Annotated in this window: 14 protein-coding genes and 1 tRNA gene; 7 read left to right on the plus strand and 8 right to left on the minus strand. The window is 54.1% G+C overall.

Annotated features, from left to right (window positions below; all coding sequences use genetic code 11):
• Positions 1 to 51: 51 nt before the first annotated feature.
• The gene (uvrC, locus tag V9K95_RS19350; protein WP_442958591.1) at positions 52 to 2,130 is read right to left on the minus strand and encodes an excinuclease ABC subunit UvrC; all 2,079 of its coding nucleotides are present in this window, start codon (positions 2,128 to 2,130) and stop codon (positions 52 to 54) included.
• A complete protein-coding gene (locus tag V9K95_RS19355; protein WP_115051770.1) occupies positions 2,127 to 2,909 on the minus strand; it encodes an SDR family oxidoreductase in 783 nt (260 codons plus the stop codon). Before V9K95_RS19355 ends, uvrC begins: the two co-directional genes overlap by 4 nt.
• Before the next feature lie 474 nt (positions 2,910 to 3,383).
• Here V9K95_RS19355 and V9K95_RS19360 point away from each other — a divergent pair, with 474 nt between their 5' ends.
• Complete coding sequence (locus V9K95_RS19360) at positions 3,384 to 4,028, plus strand: outer membrane beta-barrel protein (RefSeq protein WP_115051769.1); 645 nt, start codon at positions 3,384 to 3,386, stop codon at positions 4,026 to 4,028.
• Between the two features lie 73 nt (positions 4,029 to 4,101).
• Here the strand turns inward: V9K95_RS19360 and V9K95_RS19365 are convergent, their stop codons facing one another.
• The 4 genes from V9K95_RS19365 to V9K95_RS19380 all read right to left on the minus strand — a co-directional run bounded on the left by V9K95_RS19365 (position 4,102) and on the right by V9K95_RS19380 (position 6,981).
• Positions 4,102 to 4,698 carry a glutathione S-transferase gene (locus V9K95_RS19365; RefSeq protein ID WP_336441908.1) on the minus strand — a complete coding sequence of 199 codons (597 nt, stop codon included), beginning with the start codon at positions 4,696 to 4,698 and terminating at the stop codon, positions 4,102 to 4,104.
• A 157-nt stretch (positions 4,699 to 4,855) separates the two neighbouring features.
• A complete protein-coding gene (locus tag V9K95_RS19370; protein ID WP_336441907.1) occupies positions 4,856 to 5,602 on the minus strand; it encodes a ribonuclease T2 family protein in 747 nt (248 codons plus the stop codon).
• A 13-nt stretch (positions 5,603 to 5,615) separates the two neighbouring features.
• Positions 5,616 to 6,062 carry a hypothetical protein gene (locus V9K95_RS19375; RefSeq protein WP_307286481.1) on the minus strand — a complete coding sequence of 149 codons (447 nt, stop codon included), beginning with the start codon at positions 6,060 to 6,062 and terminating at the stop codon, positions 5,616 to 5,618.
• Between the two features lie 58 nt (positions 6,063 to 6,120).
• Positions 6,121 to 6,981 (minus strand): 23S rRNA (adenine(2030)-N(6))-methyltransferase RlmJ, encoded by an 861-nt coding sequence (locus V9K95_RS19380; protein ID WP_336441906.1) that lies wholly within the window; start codon positions 6,979 to 6,981, stop codon positions 6,121 to 6,123.
• A 143-nt stretch (positions 6,982 to 7,124) separates the two neighbouring features.
• Between V9K95_RS19380 and V9K95_RS19385 the strand changes: the two genes are divergently transcribed.
• The gene (locus V9K95_RS19385; RefSeq protein WP_115051765.1) at positions 7,125 to 7,967 is read left to right on the plus strand and encodes an EamA family transporter; all 843 of its coding nucleotides are present in this window, start codon (positions 7,125 to 7,127) and stop codon (positions 7,965 to 7,967) included.
• Between the two features lie 93 nt (positions 7,968 to 8,060).
• Positions 8,061 to 10,169 (plus strand): molybdopterin oxidoreductase family protein, encoded by a 2,109-nt coding sequence (locus V9K95_RS19390; protein ID WP_336441905.1) that lies wholly within the window; start codon positions 8,061 to 8,063, stop codon positions 10,167 to 10,169.
• Positions 10,170 to 10,194: 25 nt separating this feature from the next.
• Here the strand turns inward: V9K95_RS19390 and purN are convergent, their stop codons facing one another.
• Positions 10,195 to 10,806 carry a phosphoribosylglycinamide formyltransferase gene (gene purN, locus V9K95_RS19395; protein ID WP_336441904.1) on the minus strand — a complete coding sequence of 204 codons (612 nt, stop codon included), beginning with the start codon at positions 10,804 to 10,806 and terminating at the stop codon, positions 10,195 to 10,197.
• An 11-nt stretch (positions 10,807 to 10,817) separates the two neighbouring features.
• Positions 10,818 to 11,894, minus strand: a complete 1,077-nt coding sequence (purM, locus tag V9K95_RS19400) for a phosphoribosylformylglycinamidine cyclo-ligase (RefSeq protein WP_336441903.1) — start codon at positions 11,892 to 11,894, stop codon at positions 10,818 to 10,820.
• 152 nt (positions 11,895 to 12,046) lie between these two features.
• On the opposite strand from purM, the gene V9K95_RS19405 reads away from it, so the two are divergent.
• The 4 genes from V9K95_RS19405 to V9K95_RS19420 all read left to right on the plus strand — a co-directional run bounded on the left by V9K95_RS19405 (position 12,047) and on the right by V9K95_RS19420 (position 14,561).
• Positions 12,047 to 13,252: an AI-2E family transporter gene (locus tag V9K95_RS19405; protein ID WP_370878816.1), complete on the plus strand. Its 1,206-nt coding sequence runs from the start codon at positions 12,047 to 12,049 to the stop codon at positions 13,250 to 13,252.
• 34 nt (positions 13,253 to 13,286) lie between these two features.
• Positions 13,287 to 13,979 (plus strand): DnaA regulatory inactivator HdaA, encoded by a 693-nt coding sequence (gene hdaA / locus V9K95_RS19410; protein WP_115051762.1) that lies wholly within the window; start codon positions 13,287 to 13,289, stop codon positions 13,977 to 13,979.
• Between the two features lie 124 nt (positions 13,980 to 14,103).
• A tRNA-Pro gene (locus V9K95_RS19415) sits at positions 14,104 to 14,180 on the plus strand.
• A 75-nt stretch (positions 14,181 to 14,255) separates the two neighbouring features.
• A complete protein-coding gene (locus V9K95_RS19420) occupies positions 14,256 to 14,561 on the plus strand; it encodes an NADH dehydrogenase ubiquinone Fe-S protein 4 (protein WP_115051761.1) in 306 nt (101 codons plus the stop codon).
• The last annotated feature ends 12 nt before the right edge of the window (positions 14,562 to 14,573 follow it).

Raw genomic sequence — 14,573 nt, forward strand, 5'->3', positions numbered from 1 at the left:
GCGCAATTATGTCTGATAGCAGAGCAAAGTTCGCTCCGACCAGTTTCCTTCCTATGTACGGAAATGATCGCGAATTGTAATAGCCATCGCTTCAGATATACCGTCGACCTTCATCAAATCTTCGACAGCAGCCCGGGAAACGGCCTTGGCAGTACCAAATTGATGCAGCAGCGCGCGTTTGCGTGATGGTCCGATGCCTGCAATTTCGTCGAGCGGGTTCTTTATCATCTCTTTTTTTCGCTTCGCTCTGTGCGTGCCAATCGCGAATCGGTGGGCCTCGTCACGCAGCCGCTGGAGGAAATATAGCACCGGATCGCGCGGGGGTAGGGTAAAGGCTGGTTTGCCTTCCATGAAGAAGCGCTCGCGGCCCGCATCGCGGTCCACGCCCTTCGCGACACCAATGGCAGTGACCTTGTCGGTAAGACCCATTTCGTTGAGGATACCTCGCACCGCGCTCATCTGACCTTGCCCGCCGTCGATGAGAATAATATCGGGCCAAGCCGGGAAGGCATCTGAATCATCATCGAATTCATCGATTTCGACATCTTGTGCCGGCATATCCTTGTTTTCAGGCGTGCCATGTTCTTTGACCAATCGGCTGAAGCGGCGCTCAATCACTTCACGCATCATGCCGAAATCATCGCCGGGCGTAATATCTGTCGAGCGGATATTGAATTTCCGGTACTGGTTTTTGACGAAACCCTCGGGTCCGGCAACAATCATGGCGCCTATCGCGTTGGTGCCCATAATGTGGGAATTATCATAGACCTCGATGCGGCGCGGCGTCTTTTCCAGTCCGAATGTCTCCGCTACACCTTTGAGCAAGCGCGATTGCGACGATGTTTCTGCCAATTGCCGCCCTAGAGCTTCTCGCGCATTGCTCAAGGCATGCTCGACCAGATCTTTCTTTTCGCCGCGTTGTGGAACAAGGATCGTGACCTTGCGTTCGGATTTGGCTGTCAGCGCAACTCCCAGTAATTCCTGATCCTCCACTACTTCGGAAAGCAGGATCATTGAAGGGCAGGGCTTGTCATCATAGAACTGCGACAGGAATGCCCCCAGAACTTCGGCACCAGACAAGGATGAATCCGCCTTGGGGTAATAAGCGCGATTACCCCAGTTTTGCCCGGTGCGGAAAAAGAACACTTGAATGCAGGTGACGCCGCCATCCTGGTAGATCGCAAAGACATCTGCTTCCTCGACACCTTGCGGATTGATGCCTGAATGGGATTGCACATGGGATAGGGCCGAAAGCCTGTCCCGATAGATTGCTGCCCGTTCGAAATCGAGATCGGCAGAGGCATCCCGCATCGCATTTGAAAGATGCGTCTTCACCGCCTGACTCTTGCCCGAAAGAAACGCCTTCGTCTCGGCAACGAGCTCATCATAATCGCGCTCGTCAATTTCGCCGGTACAAGGGCCAGAGCAACGCTTGATCTGGTAGAGCAGGCAGGGGCGCGTGCGGTTCTCATAAAATGAATCCGTGCAAGTGCGCAGCAGAAAGGCACGCTGTAGCGCGGTGATTGTTCTGCCCACTGCACCGGCAGAAGCGAATGGGCCGAAATAGTCTCCCTTGCTTGACCGCGCACCGCGATGCTTGAAAATGCCGGGGGCAATGCGCCGCTCTCCCGGTTTTGGCGCTGTCAGCAAAATATAGGGAAACGACTTGTCATCGCGCATCAGCACGTTAAAGCGCGGACGCAAGCGCTTGATAAGATTCGCTTCCAGCAGCAGGGCTTCCGTCTCGGTACGGGTAACCACGAACTCCATTTTCATGGTTTCGCGGATCATGCGCGCAATGCGATTATTGTGGCCCTGTCCACGTGCATAGTTTGAAACGCGTTTTTTCAGACTGTGTGCTTTGCCAACATAAAGCACGTCGCCTGCTTCATTGAACATGCGATAGACGCCAGGTTTGTTGGGCAGGCGTTTGACAAGTTCGGCAATGACATCGGCGCCACTATTGCCGTCGCTGACAATTGCTGAATCCCATTCGATAGCGCTAATCAGCGCTGCAACGTTCCGCACCGGTTCATTGGCCACTCTGGCCGTTTCGTCAGTGTTTTCCGCCATGTCGAAATCGGGGTCGTCCCGTTCGAGGTTAGTCGCTTGTTTTGCCGGTTCGATCATTCTGCGATTCCCGTCGCATCGGCGGTTTTCCAGGCCAGATGCTGTCCGCCATCAAGGGCGATCATTTGCCCCGTAATGGAGCGTGTCTCCCAAAGATAACGAATTGTACGGCCAAATTCTGAAAGGTCCGGGCCTCGCTCCAAAAGGAGGCTGCTGACTTGTTGATTGAAATCATGCTGGTCCTGTCGGTCGCTCGGCATGGTCGGTCCAGGTCCAATCGCGTTGACGCGAAGACGGGGAGCCAATGCCTGCGCCAGCGTTTGGGTAGCAGTCCACAGGGCGCTCTTCGACAAAGTATATGACAGGAATTTTGGGGTCAGTTTCCAGACGCGCTGGTCAATAATATTAACAATCAGCCCATCCTGTCCATCGGGCAGCAACGAGGCAACGGCGTCCGCAAGCAGCACCGGCGCCTTCACATGCACCGCAAAGTGGTTGTTCCAAACAACATCATCTGCGAGATTGCCAATTGCGTCTTCCTGAAAAACCGAAGCGTTGTTGACCAGAAGCTGTACCGGCCCAAGCTCGTGCTGCACCTGGGAAACAAGCCGCCTTGTTGCGTCGCTATCAGTTAGGTCAGCTTCAACAACGCAACCCTTGCCGCCTTTGCTCTCGATTGCGGCAAGTAGGGCCTCACCCTCAGCGCGTGAATGGTTGCTGTGAATTGCAACAGCAAACCCGTGACCGGCCAAATCTTCAACAATTGCCTTGCCGATGCGCTTGGCACCACCAGTTACAAGGGCAATCGGTCGATCAAGCGTCACAGTTTTCTCCTTCATGGGGTGATTCAACGCTAAATATAGGCATGAGCCCGATAAAGCGCGAGGGGCTAACGTCAGCAATGAACAGTTCTAGTCGAACTTTAACGCGGATTGGAAATCAAACACGGAAAACTCTGATAGAGACAGAAAATCATCATTATCGCCAAGTCCAATGTAAATCTTAAGCAAGCGTTAAGTATACTATATTGACCGGCAATATTGTATGACTTTGAATGAAATTTGATTCAAATAGTGTGCGATTTCTATTTTGTAAGCTTATTTATAAATGATTGAATTTGCAGGGAAATTCTAATTGTTGCTGAAAAACCACATCGCATTTCGGCCATTTTCCTGACAGTTTCTTTTCACAGTCCGGCACGAGTCCCGCCACATTGAAGAGCGAATGTCATTCTCGTCAAGCGGACGTAATTTTGGTTTCCCCCCCGACCAAAGGCCCGCTGCGTGTAAATAGAGTTTAAAAAGGAGATTGCGATGCGCACTCTTAAAACAATGATCCTCGCTTCGGCGGCTGTGCTTACGCTCTCCGCCCCGGTTCTCGCTGCTGATGCTATCGTCGAACAGGCGCCAGCTCCTGAGGCTGCACCGTTTGAACAGCCAGTTGGCGGCTGGGATGGTGCTTACGTCGGTGCTTATGGCGGCTATGGCTGGAACAAGAACAAGACATCCGAAGGCAAGCTTGATGCCGATGGCATGAAGGGCGGCGTTTACGGCGGTTACAACCTTCAGAATGGCCAGTTTGTTTACGGTGTTGAAGGCGACGTTGGTTACTCCGGTGCCAAGGAACGCAGTTTTGGTTATAGAGCCAAGCAGGGCGTAGAGGGTTCAGTACGTGCCCGCGCCGGTGTCGCTCTTGATCCGGTCCTGCTTTACGGTACAGGCGGTGTTGCCATGACTGAAGGCAAGCTTAGCGGTCCTGATGGCAGCGATTCCAAGACACATATCGGCTGGACAGCCGGTGTTGGTGCAGAAGCCAAAATCACCGAAAATATCGTTGGCCGTGCTGAATATCGTTACACCGATTTCGGCAAGAAGAACTACGATCTCGGTGGTATCGACGATGTATCGAACAAGATCACAACGAATGAAATTCGTCTGGGTGTTGGCTACAAGTTCTAATACTAGGGTGATTTAACGGAAAAAGCCGGACAGGAGACTGTCCGGCTTTTTTCGTTTCAGGCCTTCCGCAAAATTACTTCGGCAACAATGCCGCCAGTTCGGGATGCAATTCCTCGAACCGCTTTTGCCAGCGTGTCAGTTTAGAGCGCCCCTTTTCCCATTTGCCTTCGAACCGCAAGCTTGCATAGGCGAGGGCTGCCGCCAACGCGATATGGCCGCCATGCAGTTTCTTGCCAAGACGGGGAGGTGCTGCGTTCAAAACATCAAGCACACGCACTGCCTTGACCCATTGGCGATCCAGCCACGGCTCGTAGACTTTTTCTACTGGGCGGAAGCGGCGCTCATAAACATGCGCCAGCAGAACATCACAAAGTCCATCGGCGATAGACTCAAGCTGCTCTGCCTCAAGGCGTTTTTCCGCGTTGCGCGGGAAGAGCTTGTTGCCGGAAAGGCGATTGAGATATTGCGTAATGACGCGGCTATCGAAAATCGCCTTGCCATCATCGAGGATCAGGGTTGGAATTTTACCAAGCGGATTGGCATTGACCAATTCCGGCGGCTGCGCATTGCTGTCAACGAGAACGGCTTCAAGCGGAATATCCGCATAATGCGCCGCCATACGCACCTTGGTACTATAGGGCGATGCGGGTGAATAAAGAACTTTAGTCACGATGAACTCCGATTTTGCGACTCGATGTGAAACGGTAAACTTCGTGTGGGATTATGAAAAGCGCGCATTGATAAAGTGAGTTGCAAGACGGCAAGCGTGTTTTCTTTTCAAAACATACCTTGTCGAAGGGCGAACCATGCAAGAACATTAGTGCAAGCTAAAACGCTCCCGGCATATCAACAGCGCGTCTACGGCACGAGGACCTATCGACCTGCGGGCAGGAACGGAAATTCAGATCCCTTGTCAGGCAGATGCGCACCTCCCGCAAATAATCACGATCGCAGGTCACTGCTATGCCATCTTTCTGCATACCCGGATTGGCGGCTGTGAAAGCCTGTTCAAGCACTAGCGGGTTAATCGGGCTGCGCTGGCTTGGTTGGCGATATGCGGAGGGAATGGAAACCCGCTGCATTGCCTGACGCATCGTTGCAAAATAATCGCGTTGCGTCAGACCGCTGCAAGAGCCGTGCTTGCGCCACTGATAAGTGACGAGGCCTGTCGAAGGCATTATATCGGAGAGCTGCTTGGCTTGGGCAAAAGGTACATTGCGAGGTTGCGAGTTATCGCAATCCTGCGGAAACCCCTGTTCATATTGCGGCCAAAGTCCGTGAACTACAAAACCATAAGGTCTGCCGGAGGCGCATTGCTGCCCATTAGCGCGGTCGCCTTCTGCCGCGCAATAGCTTGGAGACCAGGAGAGCGCGAGAACATAAAAATCAAATCCGCTTCCCGTCGCCAATTTCTCGCCCGAAGGCTGTTTGGGCAACTGGCTGGCTGGCACATTCTCCCTATCCTGCGTTGCAGGGCGAGGTGCCGGAACGTCCTGTTCTCGCAAATAGGTCAGAATACTGATGCCGATCAGCGCCGCAAACAGAAGATAGCGGGCAATCTTTCCAGCTGGCATCAGCTGAATTCAATCAGCGCAGTGTACGGCAGCTTCCGCTATAAACATGCCAGCGATCAAAACCGGCAAGACAGAATTCGACATTGTCTCCAACACCGACAAACCCTTGACCGTGCTCCACGAGATACCAGACAGGCTGCTGGCTTCCGTCGGAAAGATGAGCCGTAGCGCGGCAATAATGCCGTTCAACCGCATCCATTTCAGGATCAGCACTGGGTTCGTGGCGTGTCTGCTGCACATCGGTAAAATTGTCGATACCAACCTGCGGCAGGTTTGGAACATGCCTTACCTGATAAGAAAATTTGTTGACGATGCGGTTAAGCACGCGGGCCTGTCCGCAGGTCTCGTCATAGCTTTGAGCCGGGCCTTCGACGTAATCTGCGGCCATGGCAGGGGCGGCAGATGACAGGGCAACACCAACGGCGAAGCTTGCAGCAATCAATGACGAGAAGCGTGACATGGATATATTCTCCGGGACATATTTTATGTGTGCAATTTCAACCAGGGATAGCGTCAGGTCAAGCGTCAACTTGCTCACCCCTTATCCAATCGACCCTGAACCCCGCATTCGGTTCATCACTGAGGATTTTTGACAACGCCGGAAGGATGGTTTGCAACTCAGCTTCCAGTGTAAAGGGCGGATTGACGATGATCATCCCCGTTCCGTCGAGTCGCGGTTCTGCTGACGGCGCTCGAATCATCAGCTCGGTTCGCAATATCTTGGGAATACCAGTATCCGCCAGCATGTCCGTAAAGCGTCGCAGCTGCTGGATATCTTTTACAGGATACCACAATGCAAATGTGCCGCCCGAAAAGCGCTTATGCGCCCGCGCCAGACCCTCAACCAGGCGGTCGAATTCGCCGCCAACCTCGAAGGGAGGGTCGATCAGCACCAATCCTCGCTTTTCCTTGGGCGGAAGATGGGCTCCAAGCGCCAGCCAGCCATCAAGCTCGGTGACACGGGTTTGAAAATCGCCTTCAAAAACCTCTGCCAGCAGTTTTGCATCCTGAGGGTGCAGCTCCAGTGCTGAAAGCCTGTCCTGTTTGCGCAGCAAATGCCGTACAATAAGCGGACTGCCGGGATAATGACGCATCTGGCCATCGACATTCTCGGCGCGGATAATATCAAGATAGGGCGCCAGTAATTCGGCTACCTGTGGATTGAGCTTGGCTCCCATAAGCCGCCCGACACCGTTTACCCATTCGCCGGTCTTGCCAGCTTCCGTGCCCTTCAAATCATATCGGCCAATGCCCGCATGGGTGTCCATCACACGAAACGCCTGTTCCTTGCGTTGCAGATAAAGGACAATCCGCGTCAGGATGATGTGTTTGACCACATCGGCGAAATTGCCGGCATGATAGGCGTGACGATAGTTCATGCGCCGCTTGTTTCATGATGTTCGCACTCTCGCAAGATGGTTGATGTTAAAGATCAGATTATCCAACTTGCTGCTGTATGCATTTCTGTCATAGAGCAGAAACGTGTGCTCCATCATGCGGCATACGGCAGGTAAATATATAAATGTCCGGAACCGTAGTCCTCGTTGTGCTTTTTGCAGCGCTCATGCATGCAAGCTGGAATGCTGTCGTCAAATCCGAGGGCGACAAATTTCTCAATACAGTCGTGGTTGTCACCTCGGCAGGATTGATAGCAGCTGTCTGCCTGCCGTTTTTGCCTGCTCCCGCACCGGAAAGCTGGCCATTTTTGGCGGCGTCAGGCGTTGCACAGGTTATTTATCTTGCGCTGGTTGCCGCTGCCTATCGCAGCGGTGATATGAGCCAGGCCTATCCTATCATGCGTGGCACCGCTCCCTTGATCGTTGCACTTGCCAGCGGACCTTTGGTTGGGGAAGTTCTTTCCTTGCAAAAATGGATAGGAATAGCCCTGATTTGCGCCGGTGTTCTTGCCCTCGCATTAGAGTCGCGCCGCCGCGTAGGGGCAAATCGCACCACAACTATTCTCGCCTTGGTCAACGCAGTCGTTATTGCGTCCTATACGTTGATTGATGGCTTGGGCGTACGCCATTCCGGTGCGCCTGCAGCCTATACAATGTGGGTGTTCGTGCTCAACGCCGTGCCGCTTCTGGTGTGGACACTTATCATGCGACGCGGCGAGCTCTGGCCGCATTTTGTCAAACGTACCCGCCTGGCAACAATCGGCGGTGTCGGTACACTCGGCTCCTACGGTCTCGCTCTTTGGGCAATGACCATGGCGCCGGTTGCTGCGGTGGCGGCATTGCGGGAAACCTCGATTCTCTTCGCTGTCGCCATTTCTGCATTTATCCTGAAAGAGCGAATTGGCTCCAAGCGTCTCGCCGCAGTGGCGTTCATCGCTGCGGGTGCCGCCGTAATGCGGATCGCCTAATTTACACCAAATCCGGGCACCGCGATCGCAAGTTTGTCACCAAGACAAAAAGCTGCATTTCTGTCGTTGAATTTTTGCGCTATGCCTAGGGTCATGAACAAACCAGTCCTTCTTCGTACAGGGCATTCCGCATGCCCTCATGATTGCCCGTCAACCTGCGCTCTTGATATCGAGATACTCGACTCAGGCATGATTGGACGTGTGCGCGGTGCAAAGGACAACAGCTATACGGCTGGCGTGATCTGCGCCAAGGTTGCCCGTTACGCTGAGCGTATCCACCATCCTGATCGTCTGTTGAAGCCGCTGGTTCGCAGCGGTGCAAAAGGTGAGGGCATCTGGAAAGAGGCAAGTTGGGAAGCAGCGCTTGATCTGATTGCGGAGCGCTTCCTCAAAGCTGAAACCGAATACGGCTCGGAAAGCATCTGGCCCTATATTTATGCTGGAACAATGGGGCTGGTCCAACGCGACAGCGTACACCGGCTTCGCCACGCCAAGAAATACACCAACACATTCGACAGTATTTGCACCAACCTTGCGACGACCGGATTTTATGCCGGAACGGGGAAGTTAGCCGGTGTCGATCCGCGCGAGATGACGAAATCCGATTGCGTGGTTATATGGGGTACGAACGCTGCGGCAACGCAGGTCAATGTCATGACCCATGCCGTCCGTGCCCGCAAGGATCGCGGTGCGAAGATCGTTGCCATCGATATTTATGAAACTGCAACAGTTCGGCAGGCTGATCTTGGTCTTGTGCTGAAACCCGGCACAGACGGTGCCTTGGCCTGCGCGGTCATGCACATTCTGTTCCGCGATGGCATGGCGGATTGGGACTATCTAAACGCTTATACAGATGATCCAAAAGGTCTGGAGCGGCATTTGCAAAGCCGCGGGCCCGACTGGGCGGCAGCCATCACAGGGCTTGCAGTCGCTGAAATTGAAGAATTCGCCAGACTTGTTGGAACGACCAAGAAGACCTTCTTCCGGTTAGGCTTTGGCTTCACCCGGCAACGTAACGGTTCCGTTAACATGCATGCCGCCTTGTCAATTCCAGCCATCACCGGCGCGTGGAAATATGAAGGCGGCGGCGCATTCTATTCGAACGGCGGCATTTACAGCATGGACAAGCGGGAGATTGAAGGCCGCGCCTTTGCCGACCCTTCCATCCGCCATATTGATCAAAGCCGTATTGGCGCTGCGCTGACCGGCGATCCGAGCGCGCTTTATGGTGGTCCGCCTGTTATGGCGATGCTTGTCCAAAATACCAATCCGGCCAATGTTGCACCCGAACAGCGCCTTGTCCGTCAAGGCATGCTGCGCGACGATTTTTTCATGGCTGTGCATGAGCAATTCATGACCGACACCGCCAAGCTGGCAGATGTCGTGTTGCCAGCAACGATGTTCATGGAGCATGACGATATTTATCGCGGCGGCGGCCAGCAGCACATTGTGCTTGGCCCAAAGCTGATTGATGGGCCGGGCGAAACGCGCCCAAATCTGTTCGTTATCAATGAATTGGCTAATCGTCTTGGCGTTGGCGATCTTCCCGGTTTCGGCCTCGACGAAAAGACGTTGATCGATAATATGATGCATTCCAGCAATCTGCCGGGCTTCGACATGCTCAAGGAATTGCGCTGGCTCGATATGCAGCCGGATTTTGAAACGGCGCATTATCAGAATGGCTTCAGCTGGCCCGATGGGAAATTCCGCTTCAAGCCTGACTGGACCGGAACGCTATCGCCAAACAGGCCACCCCAATCCATGGGACCGCAAGGGCCATATCAAACCTTGCCGCAATGGCCCGATTATTTCCAATCTATCGAGCTGGCCGACGAGAAACATCCGTTCCGCCTGGCGACATCGCCCGCGCATAATTTTCTCAACTCGACTTTTGCCGAAACGCCGACATCCCTTCAAAAGGAACGCAGGCCTGAATTATTGATCCATCCGGAAGATGCGGAAATGCTCGGCATTCATGAGGGCGACCGTGTGGAAGTTGGCAATGTTCGCGGTGAGGTCATTCTTCACGCGCGTGTTCAACCTTTGACAAAACGCGGCGTGGTGATTTCAGAAGGAATCTTCGCCAATTCGTCCTTTGAGCGCGGCGAAGGGATCAATGTGCTCACTGGCGCCGATGCACCAGCACCCTATGGCGGCGCGGCGTTTCACGACAACAAAGTTTGGGTGAAGGCGGCGACATAAGGCCCTGCTACAGAGCTTTGGTCTTCTAATCGCTAAAAACCGTCCGCCCATCTTTCATCACGGCCTTGCCTTGTGCAACCAGCGCCAACGCGCGGGTATAGGTCTCGTGCTCTACGGAAAGCACACGCTTAGCAAGCATATCCGGTGTATCGCCGGTTTTCACAGGCACTGCGGTCTGGGCAATGATTGGGCCGTCATCCATACCGGCAGTGACGAAATGCACCGTACAACCATGCACGCGCACGCCTGCTTCAAGCGCCTGCTCATGCGTATGCAGGCCCTTGAAGAGTGGCAGCAAAGAAGGGTGAATGTTGAGCATCTTCCCTTCCCATTGCGCGACAAATTCGGGTGAGATAATCCGCATATAGCCTGCCAGACAGACAATATCCGCTTTGGCTTCGACAAGCGCTGCGCAAACAGCTGCTTCATGCTCGCTCTTGGACGCATAGTCACGGTGAGGAATGGCAATTGCAGGGATGCCTTCTGCCCGGGCCGTTTCCAGCCCACCAGCATCCGCCTTGTTGGCGATGACCGCAACGATTTCCGCCGGATAGTCGTCATGTTTGGCTGCCTCCACAAGCGCGCTCATATTGGAGCCACGCCCGGAAATCAGCACTGCAACGCGTTTCTTGGTCACAGCGCCCTGGATCACAACGCCAATGCGCCCTGATAAACAACGCCGCTATCAGTGCGTGCAATCATTGTGCCTAGCCGTACTGTCTTTTCGCCTTGTGCGTTCAATGCGGCCAATACAGTATCGGCATGTTCCGGCGAAACCACGACTATCATGCCGATGCCGCAATTGAATGTGCGCAGCATCTCATCGCGTTCCACGCCGCCGGTCTTTGCCAGCCATGAAAATACCGCAGGCACGTTAATCGCAGAAAGATCGATGCTCGCCGTCAGATTCTTCGGCAGCACGCGTGGGATATTATCTGGAAAACCGCCACCGGTAATATGCGCCAGCGCCTTGATCGCATTGGTCTCGCGGATCGCTGCAAGCAGCGCTTTCACGTAGATGCGCGTTGGCGTCAGCAGTGCCTGTCCCAGCGTCTTGCCGGTTTCGAATGGTGCATCTGCATCCCAACCAAGACCGGAAAGCTCAACAATGCGCCGCACCAGGGAAAAGCCGTTGGAGTGAACGCCGGAAGAGGCGAGGCCGAGTATAATATCGCCTTCTTCTATATCGCCGGTCGGCAAAAGCTGGTTGCGCTCGGCCGCGCCAACAGCAAAGCCTGCAAGATCATAGTCGCCATCGCGGTACATGCCCGGCATTTCCGCCGTTTCACCGCCAATCAACGCGCATCCAGCTTGCAGGCAGCCTTCGGCAATACCACCGACAATCGCTGCACCCTGATCGGGGTCGAGCTTGCCCGTGGCAAAATAGTCGAGGAAGAAAAGCGGTTCGGCTCCCTGTACGACCAGATCGTTGACGCACATTGCGACGAGATCTATCCCCACAGTGTCATGAACACCCGCATCAATGGCGATCTTGAGCTTCGTGCCCACGCCATCATTGGCTGCAACCAGTACAGGGTCCTTGAAACCCGCGGCCTTTAGATCGAAAAGACCGCCAAAACCGCCGATTTCGCCATCTGCGCCCGGGCGGCGTGTTGAACGCACCAGCGGCTTGATTTTTTCGACAAGCAAATTGCCTGCATCGATGTCGACACCGGCCTGCGCATAGGTAAGGCCATTCTTGCCGGGCTGTTCTTCGGTGCTCATGGTCAACTCCAGATTATTGCCCGCGAAATGACACGACTCTGACCAAGCTGCAAGGTCTGAGTGCCGCAAGGGGCTATAAAACGCCACTTATTGACAGTTAGAGCCTTGACCGCACCTCTACTGACTGCCTATCTCCAGACTGAACAACGAGAATGGCGGTTATGAGCAAGACTCCGGGCAAGGCTGTAACGACAAAAAAACCTCCCGTTCCCGTGGAGATTCCCGACAAGGATATCCATGTCGAGGTGCAGCTAAATTCACTTACCAGCAGTTTCCGTCGTCAGGCCATTTTCTGGACTGCTGCGATGGTCGTGTTTGCGCTGTTCCTGTTTGTATTTTCCTCAATCCTGTTGCCGTTCGTTGCTGGCATGGTGTTGGCTTACTTTCTTGATCCCGTCGCTGACAGGTTACAGCGCCTCGGTCTGTCGCGTCTGCTTGCAACCGTTGTTATCCTTGTCCTCTTCATTGTCACGTTCACGGTTTTGCTGATCATTCTCGTGCCCGTCCTGGCATCGCAGATGAGCGATTTCATCGCGCGGCTGCCAAGTTATGTCTCGCGGCTCCAGGAGCTGATCGCCAGCCGGGATTCGCAGTGGCTCAAGGATTTCATAGGCGTTGATGCTTCCGTTATCCGCAACAGCCTCGATTCGCTGCTTCAGCAGGGTGCTGGCTTCCTCACTACCTTGCTGCAATCGATCTGGAGTTCGGGCAAGACGCTTATTGATGTTGTTGCACTCTTCGTGGTGACGCCTGTGGTGGCGTTTTACATGCTGCTTGACTGGGATCGCATGGTTTCGAAGATCGACCAGCTGGTGCCCCGCGATCACCTCTATACAGTGCGCGGCATCGCTACTGACATGAACAAGGCTATTGCCGGTTTTGTGCGCGGGCAGGGCACCGTCTGTCTGTTGCTCGGGATGATTTACGCAGTCGGCCTTACTGTTGTTGGTCTTAATTTCGGGCTGCTCATCGGGCTTTTCGCAGGCCTCATCAGCTTCATACCCTATGTTGGATCGCTGGTTGGTCTGGTATTGGCCCTCTGCGTGGCATTGGTGCAGTTCTGGCCGGAATGGGGCGGTATCGTCGGTGTCGCGATCGCATTTGGTATCGGCCAGTTCATCGAAGGCAATATCCTGCAGCCAAAGCTGGTTGGTCAATCTGTTGGTTTGCATCCTGTCTGGCTGATGTTTGCGCTTTTTGCCTTCGGCTCGCTCATGGGGTTCACAGGCATGCTGATTGCCGTGCCAACTGCCGCCGCTATTGGTGTGCTGGTGCGGTTTGTCATCAATCGTTATCAGCAATCCCCGCTCTACACAGGCGATTTCCGCAAAACCGACGAGACAAAACAAATCAGGTGACAGTGCGCCGAGCTAGGTTGTATTTGTTCGCGCCATGAATGACACGACAAAGCCCCGCCAACTGCCGCTGGACCTTGGTCACGAGCCAGGCTACTCCCGCGACGATCTCATTGTTTCCGGCACCAACATGGCCGCTGTCGACATTGTGGATCGATGGCCAAACTGGATTTCACCGGTCGTCATACTGGCGGGCCCGACAGGCTCCGGTAAAACCCATCTTGCAGCTGTCTGGAAGGCGGAATCGAACGCAATGGTCATCGATGCGCGCAATATCGCTGCCGCCGCTGGTCAAACCGGGCCTTTTTTGATCGATGATATAGGAACAGGACCAATCGATGAGTCCGCTTTGTTCCATTTGATCAATAATGTCCGACAAAGCGGCAGCAGTCTTTTGATGACCTCGCGCATCTGGCCGGCAAATTGGCCTGTAACCCTGCCGGATCTTGCATCGCGCCTGAAGGCCGCTACCACCGTCGAGATTGGCGAGCCGGATGATCTGCTGCTCTCCGGCGTACTCTATAAGCTTTTCGCAGATCGCCAGATTGCCGTGGACCCGAATGTCATTGGTTTCCTGGTCAGCCACATTGAACGGTCGCTCTCGACCGCGAATCGGGTGGTGGAGCGACTCGACCGTGCCGCCCTTGAGAAAAAATCCAAGATAACCCGCGCTCTGGCGGCGGGGGTCGTTACAGCATTGGACGAAGGGCAGGCGGCTTTCGACCTCTGAGCGCTGCCAAAACCGCTGTCAAACCTGCGACCTTCCGGCACGGTTCAGTTTTTTATTGGATTTGTTGAATTTATAGCTTGCTTCTCGTCTCCGGAAACTCTAGTCAGGCAACCGTTGAAGAACACGGAGCGTAGCGCAGCCTGGTAGCGCATCTGGTTTGGGACCAGAGGGTCGGGAGTTCGAATCTCTCCGCTCCGACCACTTCAACGACGATTGCTGCTGGAACTGAAGCAAAGCCTGTAATATATCGGAATTGCAGACAAAAGGATTTCTTCAATGGCCGCGCGCATTTATCGCCCCGCAAAAACCGCAATGCAGTCCGGCAAGGCCAAAACCGAGGCCTGGATGCTTGAGTTTGAGCCGGAACAACCACGTAAGGTTGAGCCGCTTATGGGTTATACCTCATCGGGCGATATGAAGAGCCAGATACGCCTTTCCTTTGAAACCAAGGAAGAGGCAATAGCTTACGCCCAAAAGAATGGCATTGCCTATTCGGTGCAGGAACCCAAGGAAACACGCCGTCGCGTTGTATCCTATTCGGAGAACTTCCGATTCGACCGCATGCAGCCTTGGACGCATTGATTTACAACAGAT

Origin of the sequence: Phyllobacterium sp. CCNWLW183, from assembly GCF_037203775.1 — a bacterium.
GTDB lineage: Bacteria > Pseudomonadota > Alphaproteobacteria > Rhizobiales > Rhizobiaceae > Phyllobacterium > Phyllobacterium ifriqiyense.

What these genes read in the sequence shown, in the direction of transcription:
- uvrC (WP_442958591.1), bottom strand. Translation starts at nt 2,130, where the DNA reads ATGATCGAACCGGCAAAACAAGCGACTAACCTCGAACGGGACGACCCC.
- V9K95_RS19355 (WP_115051770.1), bottom strand. Translation starts at nt 2,909, where the DNA reads ATGAAGGAGAAAACTGTGACGCTTGATCGACCGATTGCCCTTGTAACT.
- V9K95_RS19360 (WP_115051769.1), top strand. Translation starts at nt 3,384, where the DNA reads ATGCGCACTCTTAAAACAATGATCCTCGCTTCGGCGGCTGTGCTTACG.
- V9K95_RS19370 (WP_336441907.1), bottom strand. Translation starts at nt 5,602, where the DNA reads ATGCCAGCTGGAAAGATTGCCCGCTATCTTCTGTTTGCGGCGCTGATC.
- V9K95_RS19375 (WP_307286481.1), bottom strand. Translation starts at nt 6,062, where the DNA reads ATGTCACGCTTCTCGTCATTGATTGCTGCAAGCTTCGCCGTTGGTGTT.
- V9K95_RS19380 (WP_336441906.1), bottom strand. Translation starts at nt 6,981, where the DNA reads ATGAACTATCGTCACGCCTATCATGCCGGCAATTTCGCCGATGTGGTC.
- V9K95_RS19385 (WP_115051765.1), top strand. Translation starts at nt 7,125, where the DNA reads ATGTCCGGAACCGTAGTCCTCGTTGTGCTTTTTGCAGCGCTCATGCAT.
- V9K95_RS19390 (WP_336441905.1), top strand. Translation starts at nt 8,061, where the DNA reads ATGAACAAACCAGTCCTTCTTCGTACAGGGCATTCCGCATGCCCTCAT.
- purM (WP_336441903.1), bottom strand. Translation starts at nt 11,894, where the DNA reads ATGAGCACCGAAGAACAGCCCGGCAAGAATGGCCTTACCTATGCGCAG.
- V9K95_RS19405 (WP_370878816.1), top strand. Translation starts at nt 12,047, where the DNA reads ATGGCGGTTATGAGCAAGACTCCGGGCAAGGCTGTAACGACAAAAAAA.
- hdaA (WP_115051762.1), top strand. Translation starts at nt 13,287, where the DNA reads ATGAATGACACGACAAAGCCCCGCCAACTGCCGCTGGACCTTGGTCAC.
- V9K95_RS19420 (WP_115051761.1), top strand. Translation starts at nt 14,256, where the DNA reads ATGGCCGCGCGCATTTATCGCCCCGCAAAAACCGCAATGCAGTCCGGC.